Here is a 15339-nt window from a genome sequence, read left to right as displayed (position 1 = left end):
TCAGAGACCAGGGACCAAAACGGAGGGCCTGACAGTGGCGGGGTCCACATTCGGTCCCTGGCACGTTTCCGCAGGTCAGAGGGCTTTTAGCTAGGGATTGAGGGACTGTAGGGACCCAACCCGCTAATTATGAGCTGAATCTTGTTTGTGTGTTCATATGCGCGCGCGCATACAAACAAGTAGTTGAGCACGTCATAATTAGCGATTTTGGTCCCTCCGGTCCCTCTGGAGAGCTTCACAAGCCTGTGACCTGCGGAAATACCAGGGACTAAGGCTCAGGGACCGAAAAGCTGCAGACCCTGTTCCCGCCCTGCGCTGGGTCCCTCGCGGTGCAGGTCCCTGCAGGGAGTTGCTTTCCGTCCTGGGACCAGGGACCAGAAGTGAGGGACGCAACCGCCAGCGATCAGGTTCAGGGACCGAGCGGCTGAGAGGTGAGGGACCAGGGGCTGAGAGGAAGCGCTCTAGGGGGAGAGTGCCGCGCCCCCGGCAGGGACTCAAGCCGCCGTGCCGCGCCGCCCGGCTGTTCCCTCCAGCGGTCCAAGCTATTACGCCGTAATAGGAGCGGCTGGGTCCTCCCCGCGCCCCGGGGCGACGACACCGCTCAGGCCGATCTCTGGTCCCTTCAGTCCCGGTGACCCGCCCCCGGCAGTCCCCGCTGCCCGCAAGCCGAGCCGGTCTCTGCCTCCGCCGCTCGTTACCTTTTTCGTGGCCCGGCAATGGGGCCTCCGGCCTTCGGGTCCGGCATGACTTTCCCCCTTGTTGTTCATGATCCGGGCGAGGCGAAGACCGATGCGAGAGACGCATTCACCGTCGCGGTCGCGGCCCGCGCGATGCAGCCCACGCTACGGGCGATCGACGGCGAGGACGAGACGATCGCCGAGCTGGAGATGACCGTCGTTTTCGGCGACGATCTGGCCGGCGAGGCCACCCGCGGCGCCAACCGGCTGCACGGCCTGCTGACCCAGATCCCCCCGTCGCTGGAACGGGTCCTGGGACCGTGGTTACAGCCCCCTGCCGTCCTGGCTTTGCTGGAGCGGACCGGCTCACCGGCACAGATACGCAAGGCGGGCCGTCGGCGGCTGGTCATGTTGCTGCGGCCGAAGGCGCCGAGGCGGCCGCGTTGATCGTCTCGAGCCTGGCCGGATCGCTCGCCGCCGTGCTCGATCAGTGCAAGCTGCTGGCCGGGCGGATCGAGGAACTGCTGGAGGACCACCCTCTTTCGAAGGTCCTTACGTCCATGCCGGACATCGGCGTCAGAACCGGAGCCCGCCTCCTGATCGAGGTCGGTGACGGCAGCACCTTCCCGACCGCCGCCCACCTCGCCGCCTCTGCAGGACTCGCACCCGCGCCCCGCAGTTCCGGGTCGTCGATCCGTGGTGAACAGCCCTCCAGGAGAGGAATCAAGCAGCTCAAAACGGGCCTTCTTCCTCTCCGCGTCCGCCGCTCTGGGTGACCCGGCATCGCGGGCCCCCTACGACAAGAAGACCGCCGGGGCAAGCCCCCACCCAGGCCCTGCTCTGCCTCGCCAGACGCCGGGCCGACGTCCTGTTCGCGATGCTCCGCGAACGGCACCTTCTATGAAGCCGCAGCCGTCGGCCGCAGTCACCTGACCTGTGAGTCTCCGAGGAGGACGACTCGATCGGCCTCGACGTCGAAGCCGAGCACCGGATGGCCATCGTCGCCCTCCGGGTCCATCAGCACGGGCTTGCCCAGCCGCCGGCCGATCTCCCGGAGGAAGCCGCAGAACACATCCAGTCGCTCCTGGCCCTGCAGACTTCCGCAGGTCGACGTCAAAGTCGACTTCATCGGCAGCATGGAAACGAAAGATCGCCAACACACCGGCAACCGGCCAGTCCCGCAGCTCCGGGGACTCGGCCCCCGCCGGACGGGACAGCACGGCCTCCGCCCGAGGCACCGGAAGCACCTCCAGCCCTTCTCCGCGACAAGATCAAGGACCGTCAGTCCTTCACCGAGGCATCCGGGACACGCACGTACGGCAGCGACCCCATCAAGTCCGGGTCGAAGAAGCACTTCAGGTCATCCCACGGCAGATCAGCCACCTCGCCATGCTGCCCCGGCTCACCGAGTCGACGCACCCCCGTTTCCCTTGACCAAAGACATAGGAGCCCGCCCCCACAGGCTGCCTCGGTCTATTACGCCGTAATAGACCGAGGCAGCGACGGAAAGCACGCCTGACCCCCCTCTTTGCATGACCATGCGAGATACTGCATAATCTTCCTATGTCCAAGGTCCTAACCTCCCTCCCCGCCGGCGAGCGCGTCGGCATCGCCTTCTCGGGCGGCCTCGACACCTCGGTCGCGGTCGCGTGGATGCGTGACAAGGGCGCCATCCCCTGCACCTACACCGCCGACATCGGCCAGTACGACGAGCCCGACATCGCCTCGGTGCCCGGCCGTGCCAAGACCTACGGTGCCGAGGTCGCGCGCCTGGTCGACTGCCGGGCGGCGCTCGTCGAGGAAGGTCTGGCCGCACTCACCTGCGGGGCGTTCCACATCCGCTCGGGCGGGCGGGCCTACTTCAACACCACCCCGCTCGGCCGCGCCGTCACCGGCACCCTCCTGGTCCGGGCGATGCTCGAGGACGACGTCCAGATCTGGGGTGACGGCTCGACCTTCAAGGGCAACGACATCGAGCGGTTCTACCGGTACGGCCTGCTCGCCAACCCGCAGTTGCGGATCTACAAGCCCTGGCTCGACGCGGACTTCGTGGCCGAGCTGGGTGGCCGCAAGGAGATGTCGGAGTGGCTTCTCGCCCACGACCTCCCGTACCGCGACAGCACGGAGAAGGCGTACTCCACCGACGCCAACATCTGGGGCGCCACTCACGAGGCCAAGACCCTGGAGCACCTGGACAACGGTGTGGAGACCGTCGATCCGATCATGGGCGTGCGGTTCTGGGACCCCGAGGTGGAGATCGTCACCGAGGACGTGACCATCGGCTTCGAGCAGGGCCGCCCGGTGACGATCAACGGCAAGGAGTTCGCCTCGCCCGTCGACCTGGTCATCGAGGCGAACGCCATCGGTGGTCGGCACGGCATGGGCATGTCGGACCAGATCGAGAACCGGATCATCGAGGCCAAGAGCCGCGGCATCTACGAGGCCCCCGGTATGGCCCTGCTGCACGCGGCCTACGAACGTCTGGTCAACGCGATCCACAACGAGGACACGCTCGCGCAGTACCACAACGAGGGCCGTCGGCTCGGTCGCCTGATGTACGAGGGCCGCTGGCTCGACCCGCAGGCCCTGATGGTCCGGGAATCGCTCCAACGCTGGGTCGGCGCGGCCGTCACCGGTGAGGTGACCCTGCGGCTGCGGCGCGGTGAGGACTACTCGATCCTCGACACCACCGGCCCGGCCTTCAGCTACCACCCTGACAAGCTGTCCATGGAGCGCACCGAGGACTCCGCCTTCGGCCCGGTGGACCGGATCGGTCAGCTCACCATGCGCAACCTCGACATCGCCGACTCGCGCGCCAAGCTGGAGCAGTACGCCGCGATCGGTCTCATCGGGACCGCCAACCCCGCCATCGGCGCGGCCCAGGCTGCCGCGACCGGGCTGATCGGCTCCCTGCCGGAGGGCGGCGCGGAGGCCATCGCCTCCCGCGGCGAGGTCTCCGACGAGGACGAGATGCTGGACCGCGCCGCGATGGAGTTCGGCACCGACTGAGCAGTTCCCGGGGGCGTTCGTCAGTGGGGGAGTGGGGCGGACCAGGTCCCTGACGCCTGCCCTGTCGGGAAGGGCCCTGGTCGACACCATGTCTCGGTGTCGACCAGGGCCCTTTTCTCGTTCTCCGGCCCTCCCTGCCCTCTCTGCCGTCCCTGACACACCTCCCACCCGCGATGCGCCGCTCCGGCCACGGCGGGCCCCGCCGTTCGGACGGCGGTCCCGTCCTTCAGCGGGGGATTGGCCCGCGGCGGGTGCTCAGAAGCCGGTGAGGGTGATCTTGCCGATGGCCGTGCCGGACTCCAGGATGCGGTGCGCCTCTCGGAGGTTGGCCGCGTTGACAGGGCCCAGGTCCCGGGTGGCGGTGGAGGTGAGGACGCCGGCGTCCACCAGCCGGGCGACCTGGGACAGGATGTGCCCCTGCCTGGAACGGTCGGGGGTGCGGAACAGGGAGCGGGTGAACATGAACTCCCAGTGGAACGAGATGCTCTTCGGCTTCAGCACTCCGACCGACAGGGAGTCGAAGTCGTCGATGGCGACGATCCGGCCGAAGGGCTGGAGCGCCTCCGCGTAGTCGGCCAGATTGCGGTCGGTGTGGGCGGTGCTGAACACATGGGTCAGCCGGTCCGCGGCCACCTCGGTGAGCTGGGGGACCAGCGGCTTGTGATGGTCGATGACATGCTGCACACCCATACGGGTGGCGAACTCCACGGTCTCCGGACGGGAGGCGGTCCCGATGACGGTCAGGCTGGTCAGGGACCGGGCCAGCTGAGCCGTGATGGACCCGACGCCGCCGGCCGCCGCGGTGATCAACAGGGCGCCGTCCTGGTTCAGGCCCCCGTTCTCCAGACCGAGCCGTTCGAACAGGCCTTCCCAGGCGGTGAGCGAGGTCAGGGGCAGTGCGGCTGCCTCGGTGAAGGACAGCTTGGTCGGCTTGAGGGCGACTAGACGTTCGTCCACGACGTGGTACTCGGAGTCCGCCCCGGGGCGGTCCACGGCACCGGCGTAGTACACCTCGTCACCGGCCTTGAAGCGCTCCACCTGCTCGCCGACCGTGACGACCGTGCCCGCCGCGTCCCAGCCGAGCACCTTCGGCTCTCCACCGGGATCGCTGCTCTGCCGGATCTTGTAGTCGACGGGGTTCACGGAGACCGCCGCCACCTCCACCAGCAGATCGTGCGGGCCCGGCTCCGGGAGGGGCAGCTCCAGGTCGATCAGACTGTCCTCGTCACCGATCGGCAGGCTCTTGCGGTAGCCGACGGCTTGCATGGTGCTGTTGCTCATGGGGGCCGGGTGCCCATTCCCGGCCGGTGTTCATGCGCTGTCAGAGGTTTTCGCCCAGACGTTCCAGCAGGGGTGCGGCCGCCGCCAGGGTCTGTAGTTCGGCCGGACTGAACTGCTCGGTGAGCACCACGGCCAGCTGGCGGCCACGGGCCTCGCGCTTGCGCCGCAGTACGTCCTCGCCGGTCTCGGTGAGCGACACGATGATCCGCCTGCCGTCGCGTGGGTCGGGCCGTCGCTCGACGAAGCCGCGCGTCTCCAGCCCGTTCACGACGGTGCCCATGGCCTGTGCGGTGACCTGCTCGGCCCGTGCCAGCTCGGCCGCCGAGGCCGGTCCCGCGCCGGCCAGCCGAGACAGCGCCGAGCGCTCGGGCAGCGACAGTTCGCCGGGGGCCCTGCGGTGCCGAAGCCGCCGCGCGATGAGACCGATGGCGTCGTACAGCGCACCCCCAAGGTCGTGCGGGTCCGCCGGTCCCGGGGGACCGTGGTGTTCGGATCGCGCGGACTCGGTCCCGTCGCTCTCGTCGGGGCGGTCCGAAGCGGCGGTCTGCTGGGTCACGTCTCCAGGCTAGGTGGCCCTGGACGCACCGTGAAGCCCTCCCGCCCCCGGGGCGGATGCCGGGGGAGGGGGGCAGGGGGGAGGGGGGAGGGGCGCACCGCGCGCCCCGCCGTGGTTCCGGTGTCCCGACCGCCGCCGTCCCGCCCGGCTCAGCGCGGGGTGAAGTGCACCAGCACCCGGCCGGTGTTGGCCTCGCTGACCTCGACCCGGTCGTAGAGCCGTCTGATGTGCTTCTGGCCGAGGAAGGCGAGCACCCGGTTGCGGAGCTGTCCCGTGCCTTTGCCGGGGATGATCTCGGCGACGGGCTCGCCCGACCGGTGTGCCCGGAAGACGAACTGACGCAGGGCCAGCTCGATGTCGCGGTTGTTGCGGAACAGCGGGTGCAGATCCAGGCTCAGCAAGGCGTCTTCTCCTCGGTGCACGGGTCGGGTGTGTGGAAAATGCGGTACTCGGGCGACGGCCGTGTCCCTTAGTTTTCAGCTCATGGCCTCATCCGTCGATCCTGAACACCGAACCCGCGGGGCGCGGCCGCCGCTGGTGACCCGCCCGTTGCTGTTGCGCCTGGTGACGGTCGTCGGTTCCTCGGCGAGCTTCTATCTGCTGCTGTCGGTCGTCCCGGCGTACGCGCAGAGCGTCCCGGGGCGGGGGAGCGATGTCGCCGGTCTCGTCACCGGTGCGCTGATGCTGGCCACGGTGGCGGGCGAACTGATGGCTCCGTGGCTCGCCGCACGTTGCGGTCATCGCGTGCTGCTGGGGGCGGGACTGGTGTTGCTGGGCGCTCCGGCGGCGGCCCTGAGCATGTCGCGGAGCATGGCGTGCATCCTGGCGGTGTGCCTCGTCCGGGGGCTCGGCTTCGCGTTCACCTTGGTGGCGGGCGGGGCGCTGACGGCGTCGCTGATCCCGCCCGAACGCCGGGGGGAGGGGCTGGCCCTGATCGGCGTCGTGGCCGGGGTGCCGTCGCTGGTGGGGCTGCCGCTCGGTACCTGGCTGGCGGCGCACTCGGGATACGGGCCCGTGTGGACGGTGGCGGCGTCGGCTGCCCTGGTCGCCGTCGCCGCCGTCCCGGGCCTGCCCGGCCGGGACGCGGCACAGGGACCCCAGCTGGGACTCTTCGCCGGGGCGCGCACCGGCGCGCTCGGCCGTCCCACGGCCGTGTTCGCCGTGACGGCGGTGGGCGCGGGCATTGTCGTCACCTTTCTGCCGCTGGCCGTCGCACCGGGCCATTCCGGCGCGATCGCCGCGGCTCTCTTCGCACAACCGGCCGCCGCCACGGCGTTCCGCTGGTTCGCCGGCCGTCGCGCCGACCGCCGTGGCGCCGCCGGCCTGCTCGTACCGGGGCTGGTCGTCTGTGCCGCCGGCCTGCTCGTCGTCGCCCTCACCTGCCTCCCCACCGCGGTCGTCGCGGGGGCGGCCGTGTTCGGGGCGGGCTTCGGGATCATCCAGAGCGCGACCATCACGCTGATGTACTCCCGGGTCCCGGCCTCGGGGTACGGGACGGTGAGCGCCCTGTGGAACGTCGGCTACGACGCGGGGATGGGGTGCGGCGCGGTCGGATTCGGCGCGTTGGCCGGACTGACCGGCTACCCCTGGGCGTTCGTGCTCACCGCGTTCCTGACGCTGGCAGCCCTCGTCCCCGCCTGGCCGGACCGGACGGCAGCGGACGCCTCCGCCCGGGCGTGACCGGGCCGGGGACTTGGACGTCCGCGGTCGGCCGGGCGTGGAGTTCGACGGCGCAGCGGACGCCGTCTTACTCCAGCTTCCGACACTGGAGCCCTTTGACGGCGAAGCCGGCGGCCCTGCCCATGAGGCAGGAGGCCGGGTTGTCGACCCGATGCCCCAACTCCGGCAGGGAGAGGCCGACTTCCTCGAAAGACCAGCCGGCAGGCGCGGGATGCGACGCCTTGCCCGCGGGCCGCTGCCCGGGTCCCGTACGTCACCCATCCCGGCCGGTGCCGCCGGTCCACGGCCCCCACCGCGACGTTGCCGAGCACCGTGACCGCCTCGTCGGTCACGGCGAAGCGAGACGGGTGCCGGAGTCCCGCTGCGCGGCCTCGGCCGCGATCCACCGCCGGGCCGCGGCCGGTGACGAGGCGGGTTCGGCGGTCTGCCACGTCATCGACGGTTCGGAGAACGCGGTCAGTACCGCCCGTACGCCCGCGGCCGGCCGGCGGCGCAGCGGTGGGCCCCAGGTCGTGTCCACATGATCACGCATCCCGCGGAGCCTGCCGCAGCGGCGGCCGGCTGCCCCACCCGGGGCGGGGGAGGGGTGGGTAATCGCCTGGTCGGCCATTCCGGGAGGAGGGTATGATCATCCTCAGGGCGGGGTCGTAGCACAGAGGTAGTGCGCCGCGACAGCATCTCGGAGGACGCCGGTTCGAATCCGGCCGCCCCGCCCCCTTCTCAAGCTCTGCTTCTCGAACTGTGCCCCGCGGAACAGGGGCCGGGTAACGGCGAGTTGGGTTCCTGCGACAGCGACGGTCACCGGCCCGCACATGGAGAGCCGGTGACCGCCGGTCAGTCCTTTCGAGCCCCTCCGGGCCCCTGTCCGGCCCTCAGAACGGCGTCGGGACGATCTGAGCCCCCCTGCCCCCGTAGGGGCCCCACACGGGCCGGAGGAGGATCCCGAGGGCCTTACCAGGCCGCGAACAGCCTCACGGAGTGGACGAGGCCATCGCCACCGGACCCCGCTGCGAGCGGGGCGTCTTCGCGCCGGGCTTGCCGGGCTCGATGGTGCGCGGGTCGATGGCCTCGCCCGGGGCGCCCTCGCGGTAGAGGCCGTCCGGCAGGCTGTCCCGGTCGTGCGGCAGCAGGAAGAAGACCCGCCGCTTGTACAGACCGCTGTCCGGGTCGGGGGCGGCCTGGTCGTCGAGCAGGGCGTAGCCGACCATGCGGCCGTCGCGGGCGTAGGGCGGCTTGGTGTTGCGGCGCTTGGTCTTGTCGAGCGCCTGACGGACGTAGTCGAGCTTTTCCGGGTTCTCCAGCCACACCACCTCTTCCTCGTGGATGAGGTCGCTCTCGGTCAACAGCGAGCTCATGGCTGCAGCCCCTCCTTCATCGGCTCGGTCCCCACCTTGGGGGACGTGGCCCGGCATGTGTGCATGTGCGCTCCAGGGTGGCCTGCGCACCGGCCAGTGGCGGGCCGCTGTGTGGCGGTCGCCGTGTGCGGGGCCCGGTCACCATGGTAGAGCGCATGCGGACGGCGGTGTAGGCCGCATGCTAGGGAGTGCCCGAAAGCGACTGTCATCATGCCTGTTCCAGCAGTGCGATACCGGGGTAGTACTTGCGTCCGTTCGACTTGATCATGTCGGCCGGCGAGGCCACTCCGACCTCCTGCCGGACGCGGTTGGCGAAGGCACGCGGGGTGGCGGGCCGGATCCCCTCGCCCGCGTGGCACCAGGAGCTGTACTCCGTGTACAGCAGACCCTGCTCGACCCGCAGGTCACGCGCGTTCTCGCCGTCACGGGTGCAGCACTCGGCCAGGAACCGGCCGATGTGGTCCTCCGTCGAGGCGTAGGCGGAGGTCGCGATGCGCACCCGGTCGGGGCCCTCCAGCGGGTCCCGGGTGGCGAGATAGCGCTGAGCGCCCTCGATCAGCCATTGCAGGATACCGGGTCCCTCGTCGCGGACCAGTTCGAAGGCCAGGTTGTCGATCCGGCGTTCGGCCGGGACGGTCCGGGTGAAGGGCAGCAGGCGGATACGGCGCCAGAAGGCGAACCCGCCCGTGGACACCTCGGGCCGGTGGTTGCCGAGCAGCCACAGGTGGTGGGTGGGCGTGAAGGAGAAGTAGTCCTGGCGCATCCGGCGCGCCTTGATCTTGTCACCGCCGGTCAGCAGCCGCACCCGGGCCTCGTCGAACTTGTCGTTGGGCTTCAGCTCGCTGCACACCACCAGCCGCCGCCCGTGCAGTTCGGTCAGCTCCGTGGAGTGCTCGGAGAAGGCGCCGCGGTCCATCAGGAAGCCGGGCGGGGCGGCGTCGGCGTAGTCGCCGAGGATCTGGATCATCGTGTCCAGCAGCACCGACTTGCCGTTCTTGCCCTCACCGTGCAGGAACGGCAGCACCTGCGCGCCCACGTCGCCGGTGATGGAGTAGCCCAGCATCAGGTGCAGGAAGTCGATCATCTCCCGGCCCTCGGCGTCGTCGCCGAAGGTGTCCGCGAGGAACCGGTGCCAGCGGGGCGTCTCCATGCGCTGCGGGGCCACGCTGGTGGCGCGGGAGTGGAAGTCGCGCGTCGGGTCGGCCTTCCGGATGTGGCCGTTGTGCAGGTCGACCACGCCGGCGGGCGTGCACAGCGCGTACGGGTCGCCGTCCAGGTCGTCGGGGTCCACGGACAGGTCGGGGGAGGCCTTCGCCTGGGTCAGCAGCGCCTTCATGCCGGCCGTGGACAGGGTGCGCCGCTTGTGGTGGGCGATCTCCCGCTCGCTGAACACACCGCGCGGGTCGCTGTCGGGCATGTCCTCGGCCATCTCGCCCGCCGCCCAGAGTGCGGCCTTCTCACCGCCGCCGCGCTTCCACCGGTAGCCGTCCCACACGAACCAGCCGAGGCCCTCCACATGCCGGAACTGGTCGCGGTGCAGCCGTACGAAGAGTCGCGCGTTGCCGCGATCGGTCAGCGAGGGCGGCAGGGGAGCGGTCGGCATGCCCGAGCCCGCCGGGCGGGCCGGGGCCGCGGCGGCGTCCGGCGAGGCCTGCGGGGGCACCAGGGCAGGCGAGGACTGTTCGACCGGCTGCTCGAGCATCTGCAGGTCGAGCATCTGCTGCGCGGCGGCCTGTGGGTCGAACCGCGGCGTGCTCTCGGCGCTGCTCATGAACGTCCTTCGAGATGGAGCGGACGGGCGGACCCCACGGCGAGGGCATCGTCGACGATCGCCTCGTTGCGCGCCTGCTGCCACGGCCTGGCGTGCTGGGCGACCCGGACGAGCCGGTCCCGGACCACGGCGTGGTCCAGGTGCCCGGCCGCGATCAGTCCGCCCGCGGTGTAGGCGGCCCGGTTGAGCTTCTCGGTGAACGCGGTGCCCTCGCGCGCCTCGGCGCAGCGGGCGACCTGGGCGATCAGTGGATCGAGGATCCGGTGCGCCGCGCCGGTCCGCGGGGCCCGGCGGGCCGACGGCACGTGACCGGAGCGGGTGGCCCGCCGACGGGCCGTACCGTCCGGGGCGCCGCTCGCCCCGTCGTGCGCCGCACCCTCGGCGGAGCCCGTCAGCGGCCCTTCCGGAGGCTCGGACGGCGCCGGGGCGACGAGGTGGCCGGTGCGGACGAGTTCGTCGCGCAGCCAGTCCGGCAGCGGCGCCGGGACGCGCGTCGGGCCCACCGGCCGGTACACACCCTGTGCCGTGCGCGTGGTGGGCGCCACGATGTAGCCGCCGTCGGCGCGGACGTCCACCTGCCAGGCCAGGGCGACCCTGCTGCCCGAGCCGGTGGAGCAGCGCAGCCGGGTGTCCGGATCGGGGGTGCGGTACCACACGTGCAGCCCGCCGGAGGGCGTACGGACCCTGAGGGTGTCCTCGTCGGCGGCCGGGTCGGGGCGGCCGCGGTAGGCGGCCAGCAGGGCGAGGGTGTCGAAGCCGGAGGCGAGCCCGGCGAGGCTCACCTGCTCGGGGATGGGGATGCCGGGCAGCAGCCTGGCGCGGTCGGGCACCTCGGCAGCGTGGGCGTCGATGTCGATGACGACCAGCCCGGCCGGGCCGCAGGCGACGCCCACGCCCGCCGACGGGGTGGCGGTCCACCACTCGTCGATGCGCCCGGGGTCGGTCGTGGCCGCGTGGAAACCGTGGCAGGGACGCCCGGCGGGCAGACAGGGGCAGTCCGCCGGAGCGTGCCGGCGAGCGCGGCACTCCGGGCAGTTGGCCGCGGGTGTCTTCCGTCCCGGGGCCAGCGGATGGACCGGCCAGCCCTGGGCGGCGCACCACCGCGCGACCGAGCGCGGCGGCACGGGGCCGCCCGCAGCGGTGCGTTCGCTGATCTCACCATGGCGCGGCACGCGAATCGTCCTTGTCACATCTCGTCTTCGGTCACTCCACGGCGGCCCGGTCGGGAGGTGACGCCCTGTCAGGGACCGAAGGGACTGTAATCCAGAAAGAGTGTAGGGCTCACTGGCCCGAAGGATCCCGCAGCCCCCCCGCGTGCCGTTTCTATCAGTTTTCTCGGTCCCTTGAGTCCCTTGGTCCCTGGACGGGAGTCACCATGCGGGTGAATTGCCCGCGCTTCACCCTGCTGAGGGGTGTCCGGCACCCTGCCTCCCGGGGTCACGGAGCCGTCCGGAAGGGCGGACTCCCTGTCGGGCTCTCTTTCGGAACCGGGTCCCTCCGGTCCCTGAACACACCTGTCCTGGGCCCCTGACCGGCGCGAACGACGCACGAACAGCGGCCCCGTCGGGCAGGGACGCAGGGATTTCGGTCCCTGGTTCCCCGTCCGCCTCGGCTCAGGCACTGTCCTGACGTGCCGCGTCACGCTGCCGCTGGTGCTCGTTGAGGAGCTCCAGCATCCTGTCGAACGCGGTGTCCGGCATCTTGCGGATCAGATGGTGGGCGAGGAAGACCCCGTCGTCGTAGGGAAGCCGGGGCGGGACGGCCGTGTCCGGGCCCGCGTGGTCGCCGATCCCCCGCTCCTCCTGGGGGTGTTCGCTCTCCGCGTGATCGCCGTCCACACCCGTCCTGGCACCCCGCGGCTCCGGGACGGCGTCCACGGAAGCGGTGGCCGCCGGGGCGGCGAGGGCCGGCGAGGGACCGGACGGGGCCATGGCAGGGACCGGGGTGAGGTGTGCCGGGGACACCGGGCGCTGCTCGCCGTCGTCCTGGGACTCGGCCGGGCCAGGGACCGCCGATGCGGCCGGTTCCGTCCCCTGCGTCTGCTCCGTCCGTCCCGTCGCACGCGCCGGTTCCGTCGACTCGGTCGATACGGCGGGCGGCTGCGCGCCCTCGGCGCCGGCGACGGTCCCGTGCTCGGTGTCGGTCTCGGTCTCCGTGTCGGAGCGCGCCTCGTCCGCCTCGGACGGTGCCTGCCCCTCCCCTCCCCCGGCCGCCGGCTGCCGCGGCTCCTCCCCTCCCCCGGACGAAGGACCCTGCGGAAAACCGTGCGAGGAAGAAGAGAAGCCGTCCGCGCGGCCGGGCGTGTCGCCCGGGTCCGACGCCGGACCGGTGGCCGCGGTGTCCTCGGTGACCAGGGCGGCCGCAGCCGCGGGGGAGGGGTCGGCCGCCGTGGCCTGGTGGGCCGCCACGGGCTGCTCGGCGTAGGCGGGGTCCTCGACAGTCGCGGCCTGCCGCTCCCTGCGTCGCTCCGCCTTCTCCGCCTCCACCCGCGCCTGCTCGCGCTTGAGCGCTTCCAGGGCGGCCTCCTGCTCCTCCGGGGGCTTGTTGCCCACGGCGCGCAGCAGATCGATGCGCTCCTCGCCGATGCGCTCCTGGAGCGCGGGCGCGAGATTGAGGAGGGCCAGCCGCTGCGACACCCAGCCCTGCGACTTGTGGAGCCGTTTCGCCAGCTTCGTCTGGGTGCCGTGGATGGCGAGCAGCCGTTGCAGCGCCCTGGCCTCGTCCAGGGGTTCCAGCTCCTGGCGGTGCACGTTGGCGACGAGGGCGGACTCCAGGATGGCCTCGGAGTCGGCTCCCTGGTCGTCGTCCACCATCACGTTCAGATGGGTCAGTCCCGCCTCACGGGCCGCCGCCAGCCGGCTGCTGCCGTCCACGACGACATGGGTGGCGTCAGGGGCCAGTTCCTGCTCGCGCTCGGGATTGGCCTTCACATAGGCGTCGCGGTTCATCACCGTGATGGCCTGCTTCTGGCCGTGTTCGCGCAGGCTGCCCGTGAGTTCGGTCAGATCGCCCAGGCTGGTGCGCGGGTTGTCCGGGTTGGGGCTGATGCGGTCCAGGGGCAGCCGGGTGGGCGGGGCGACGCCCTCCGTGGGGACTCCGGTCGCCGCGCCGATCGCCGCCCGGCGCGCGCTGACCGGTCGTGCGGTGGCGCCGAAGCGGCCTGTTCCGAGCTGGTCGGCCTTGCTCATGAGATCTCCCGTGCGAGGGCCCGCATGCCCACCGCCTGCTGCGAGGAGGGGGCGTACGACAGAAGAGGCTGCTTCATGCGTACGGCCTCCTTCTGTTCCTTGAGGTCGCTGATGAGTCCGACCACGCGGGGGTCCTTTATGTCGACCCAGCCCTGGAGGGACGACGTGGCGATGTAACCCCGGCGGCCGTCGTAGAGGTTGACGACGATGCCCAGGTAGTCCAGGTCCAGGGCGAGGTCGCCGCGCAGGTCCTCGATCTGGTTGGTGAGCAGGTCGTAGGCGTCGGCCGAGCTGTCCTCCGCCTGGACCACGATCAGGGCGCCGGACTGGCCGGGGCGCTCGCCCTCGCGGCGCCGGCCGTAGTAGGCGGCGGCGTCCATACTCAGGCCGAGGCTCGGCGGACAGTCGACGAGGATGACGTCGTAGTCGCTCTCCAGCGGCAGCAGTGCCCGCTCCAGCGCCGCCTCCCGGGCCCGTACCGCCGACAGGCGCACATCGAGCAGGAAGGCGTCGTGGCAGGCGGGCAGCAGGTGGAGCCGGCCGCCGAAGGTGTCGTCGTCGATGGAGACGATCAGGTCGCGCAGATCGCCCTTGGGGTCGCCCGCCATGTGGTTGGTGAGGCTGTCGCCGTTCATCGGCAGCGGGGTGGCGCCGAGTTGGTTGGTCAGGTGGCACTGCGGGTCGAAGTCCACCAGGAGCACCCGCAGCCCCAGACCGGGCAGGCTCTCCACGTCCAGGGCGTCGCTGTCCCCGCCGCCGGCGATCTGGTCGCTGGCGCGCAGGGCCGTGGAGAGTGCCTTGGCGACCCGCACCGGGTGCAGCTTGCCGGGGTCCTCCGCCAGGGCCTCGCCGACACCGGCCGCGATGGCGGTCTTGCCGACGCCGCCCTTCTGGTTGCAGACGATGATGCGGCGGGTGACGGCCGGCCGCTCGATGTCCGGCGCCGGGGTGGTGTCGAGCCACAACTGCACCGACTGAGCCAGACCCTGGATGAGCGAGACCCGCCGGTCGGCGGCCACGTCGCGGAACCTCTCCCACTGGCCCTCGGGCAGGAAGGTGGAGAAGGAGTCGGCCCCGGCGGTGTCGACCGTGGCGGGCGTGGAGGCGAGGGCGAGCCATGCGTCGATGCCCTGTTCCACGGCCGTCTGGATCTCGACGCCGTGCTGGGCGGCCCTTACCTTGAGGTTCTGCCGGAGCCATCCCGGCAGTTTGGAGACGACCTTCTCGCGGTCGCTGGAGGTGGCTGGCGAACTCATGGGGGACACCTTACTAACGTGCTTGATCATTCGCCGCAGCGACACGTTAGAAAGCAAAAAGAGACGATGAGTTACTCCTCATTTGTCCCCATTGCCCCATCAACAGGCCGCCCCTGAACGGACATCAGGCGCCTCGGGAGGAGCCGGGGGAGGCGAACGCCGCTGACCTCGGACAGCGTGTCGGCCGCTGCGCGGGAGCGGGCGCGGACCGACTCCGGGTGCGGCGCCGGACGACCCTCGACGCGGTGTCGGCGAGGCTCGGCGGGACGGTTCGGGTTCGTACGGAGACTCGAAGAGGGAACGGCGCGCGGGGAGCGAGACGTACTGTTCCCCGTCTGTGTCCGCTGTGATCGCGGCGCGTCGGGCTCCGCCGGAAGGTGGCGCAGGCGCCCGAGAAGGAGCAGCCACTCCTCGCCACTCTCAACGTATAGCGCACCGGGGGCCTTGCGGCAAGGCCCCGGTCATGCCGCACAATCGCTCGTCTGGCCCACCGACCTGCGGAAACGAGGGACTCACCGAGTGCACTCCCTGTCATCACCGGGCAGCGCGGACCCTGCGGGCGGAAC

The 15339-nt window shown here is 71.1% G+C and carries 10 protein-coding genes, 1 tRNA gene and 3 pseudogenes; 4 read left to right on the top strand and 10 right to left on the bottom strand.

The window, feature by feature from the left end; genetic code table 11:
• Positions 1-770 precede the first annotated feature (770 nt).
• Positions 771-1581: pseudogene (locus AB0N63_RS18745) on the top strand (IS110 family transposase); the annotation flags it as partial.
• 21 nt (positions 1582-1602) lie between these two features.
• Here the strand turns inward: AB0N63_RS18745 and AB0N63_RS18740 are convergent.
• Positions 1603-2060: pseudogene (locus AB0N63_RS18740) on the bottom strand (hypothetical protein).
• Between the two features lie 180 nt (positions 2061-2240).
• On the opposite strand from AB0N63_RS18740, the gene argG reads away from it, so the two are divergent.
• Positions 2241-3686, top strand: a complete 1446-nt coding sequence (gene argG, locus AB0N63_RS18735; protein ID WP_365530090.1) for an argininosuccinate synthase — start codon at positions 2241-2243, stop codon at positions 3684-3686.
• Between the two features lie 255 nt (positions 3687-3941).
• On the opposite strand, the gene AB0N63_RS18730 is transcribed toward argG, so the two are convergent.
• The 3 genes from AB0N63_RS18730 to AB0N63_RS18720 form a co-directional block, all read right to left on the bottom strand.
• Positions 3942-4967 carry a zinc-binding alcohol dehydrogenase family protein gene (locus AB0N63_RS18730; RefSeq protein WP_365530089.1) on the bottom strand — a complete coding sequence of 342 codons (1026 nt, stop codon included), beginning with the start codon at positions 4965-4967 and terminating at the stop codon, positions 3942-3944.
• Positions 4968-5007: 40 nt separating this feature from the next.
• Positions 5008-5523: a MarR family transcriptional regulator gene (locus AB0N63_RS18725; protein WP_365530088.1), complete on the bottom strand. Its 516-nt coding sequence runs from the start codon at positions 5521-5523 to the stop codon at positions 5008-5010.
• A gap of 149 nt (positions 5524-5672) precedes the next feature.
• Positions 5673-5924: a Smr/MutS family protein gene (locus AB0N63_RS18720; protein ID WP_365530087.1), complete on the bottom strand. Its 252-nt coding sequence runs from the start codon at positions 5922-5924 to the stop codon at positions 5673-5675.
• An 82-nt stretch (positions 5925-6006) separates the two neighbouring features.
• Between AB0N63_RS18720 and AB0N63_RS18715 the strand changes: the two genes are divergently transcribed.
• Positions 6007-7203: an MFS transporter gene (locus AB0N63_RS18715; RefSeq protein ID WP_365530086.1), complete on the top strand. Its 1197-nt coding sequence runs from the start codon at positions 6007-6009 to the stop codon at positions 7201-7203.
• A 328-nt stretch (positions 7204-7531) separates the two neighbouring features.
• Here AB0N63_RS18715 and AB0N63_RS18710 read toward each other — a convergent pair whose 3' ends face one another.
• Positions 7532-7735, bottom strand: coding sequence for a hypothetical protein (locus AB0N63_RS18710; RefSeq protein ID WP_365530085.1), 204 nt, complete (start codon positions 7733-7735; stop codon positions 7532-7534).
• A gap of 107 nt (positions 7736-7842) precedes the next feature.
• On the opposite strand from AB0N63_RS18710, the gene AB0N63_RS18705 reads away from it, so the two are divergent.
• Positions 7843-7917, top strand: a tRNA-Leu gene (locus AB0N63_RS18705).
• A gap of 257 nt (positions 7918-8174) precedes the next feature.
• On the opposite strand, the gene AB0N63_RS18700 is transcribed toward AB0N63_RS18705, so the two are convergent.
• The 5 genes and pseudogenes from AB0N63_RS18700 to AB0N63_RS18680 form a co-directional block, all read right to left on the bottom strand.
• A complete protein-coding gene (locus AB0N63_RS18700) occupies positions 8175-8558 on the bottom strand; it encodes a DUF6009 family protein (protein ID WP_365530084.1) in 384 nt (127 codons plus the stop codon).
• Positions 8559-8766: 208 nt separating this feature from the next.
• On the bottom strand, positions 8767-10329 hold the full coding sequence (locus tag AB0N63_RS18695) for a phage/plasmid primase, P4 family (protein WP_365530083.1): 1563 nt from the start codon (positions 10327-10329) through the stop codon (positions 8767-8769).
• On the bottom strand, positions 10326-11453 hold the full coding sequence (locus AB0N63_RS18690) for a bifunctional DNA primase/polymerase (RefSeq protein ID WP_365530166.1): 1128 nt from the start codon (positions 11451-11453) through the stop codon (positions 10326-10328). The genes AB0N63_RS18695 and AB0N63_RS18690 overlap by 4 nt, the downstream gene beginning before the upstream one ends.
• A gap of 1347 nt (positions 11454-12800) precedes the next feature.
• A pseudogene (locus tag AB0N63_RS18685) lies at positions 12801-13517 on the bottom strand (ParB/RepB/Spo0J family partition protein); the annotation flags it as partial.
• Entirely contained in the window at positions 13514-14773 is a 1260-nt protein-coding gene (locus tag AB0N63_RS18680; RefSeq protein WP_365530082.1) for an AAA family ATPase, read from the bottom strand. The gene AB0N63_RS18680 and the pseudogene AB0N63_RS18685, both read right to left, overlap by 4 nt.
• Positions 14774-15339: the final 566 nt, after the last annotated feature.

The sequence above is a fragment of the Streptomyces sp. NPDC093260 genome (assembly GCF_040683715.1).
GTDB classification, from domain to species: domain Bacteria; phylum Actinomycetota; class Actinomycetes; order Streptomycetales; family Streptomycetaceae; genus Streptomyces; species Streptomyces sennicomposti.
This window is presented reverse-complemented; position numbering and strand designations above follow the sequence as displayed.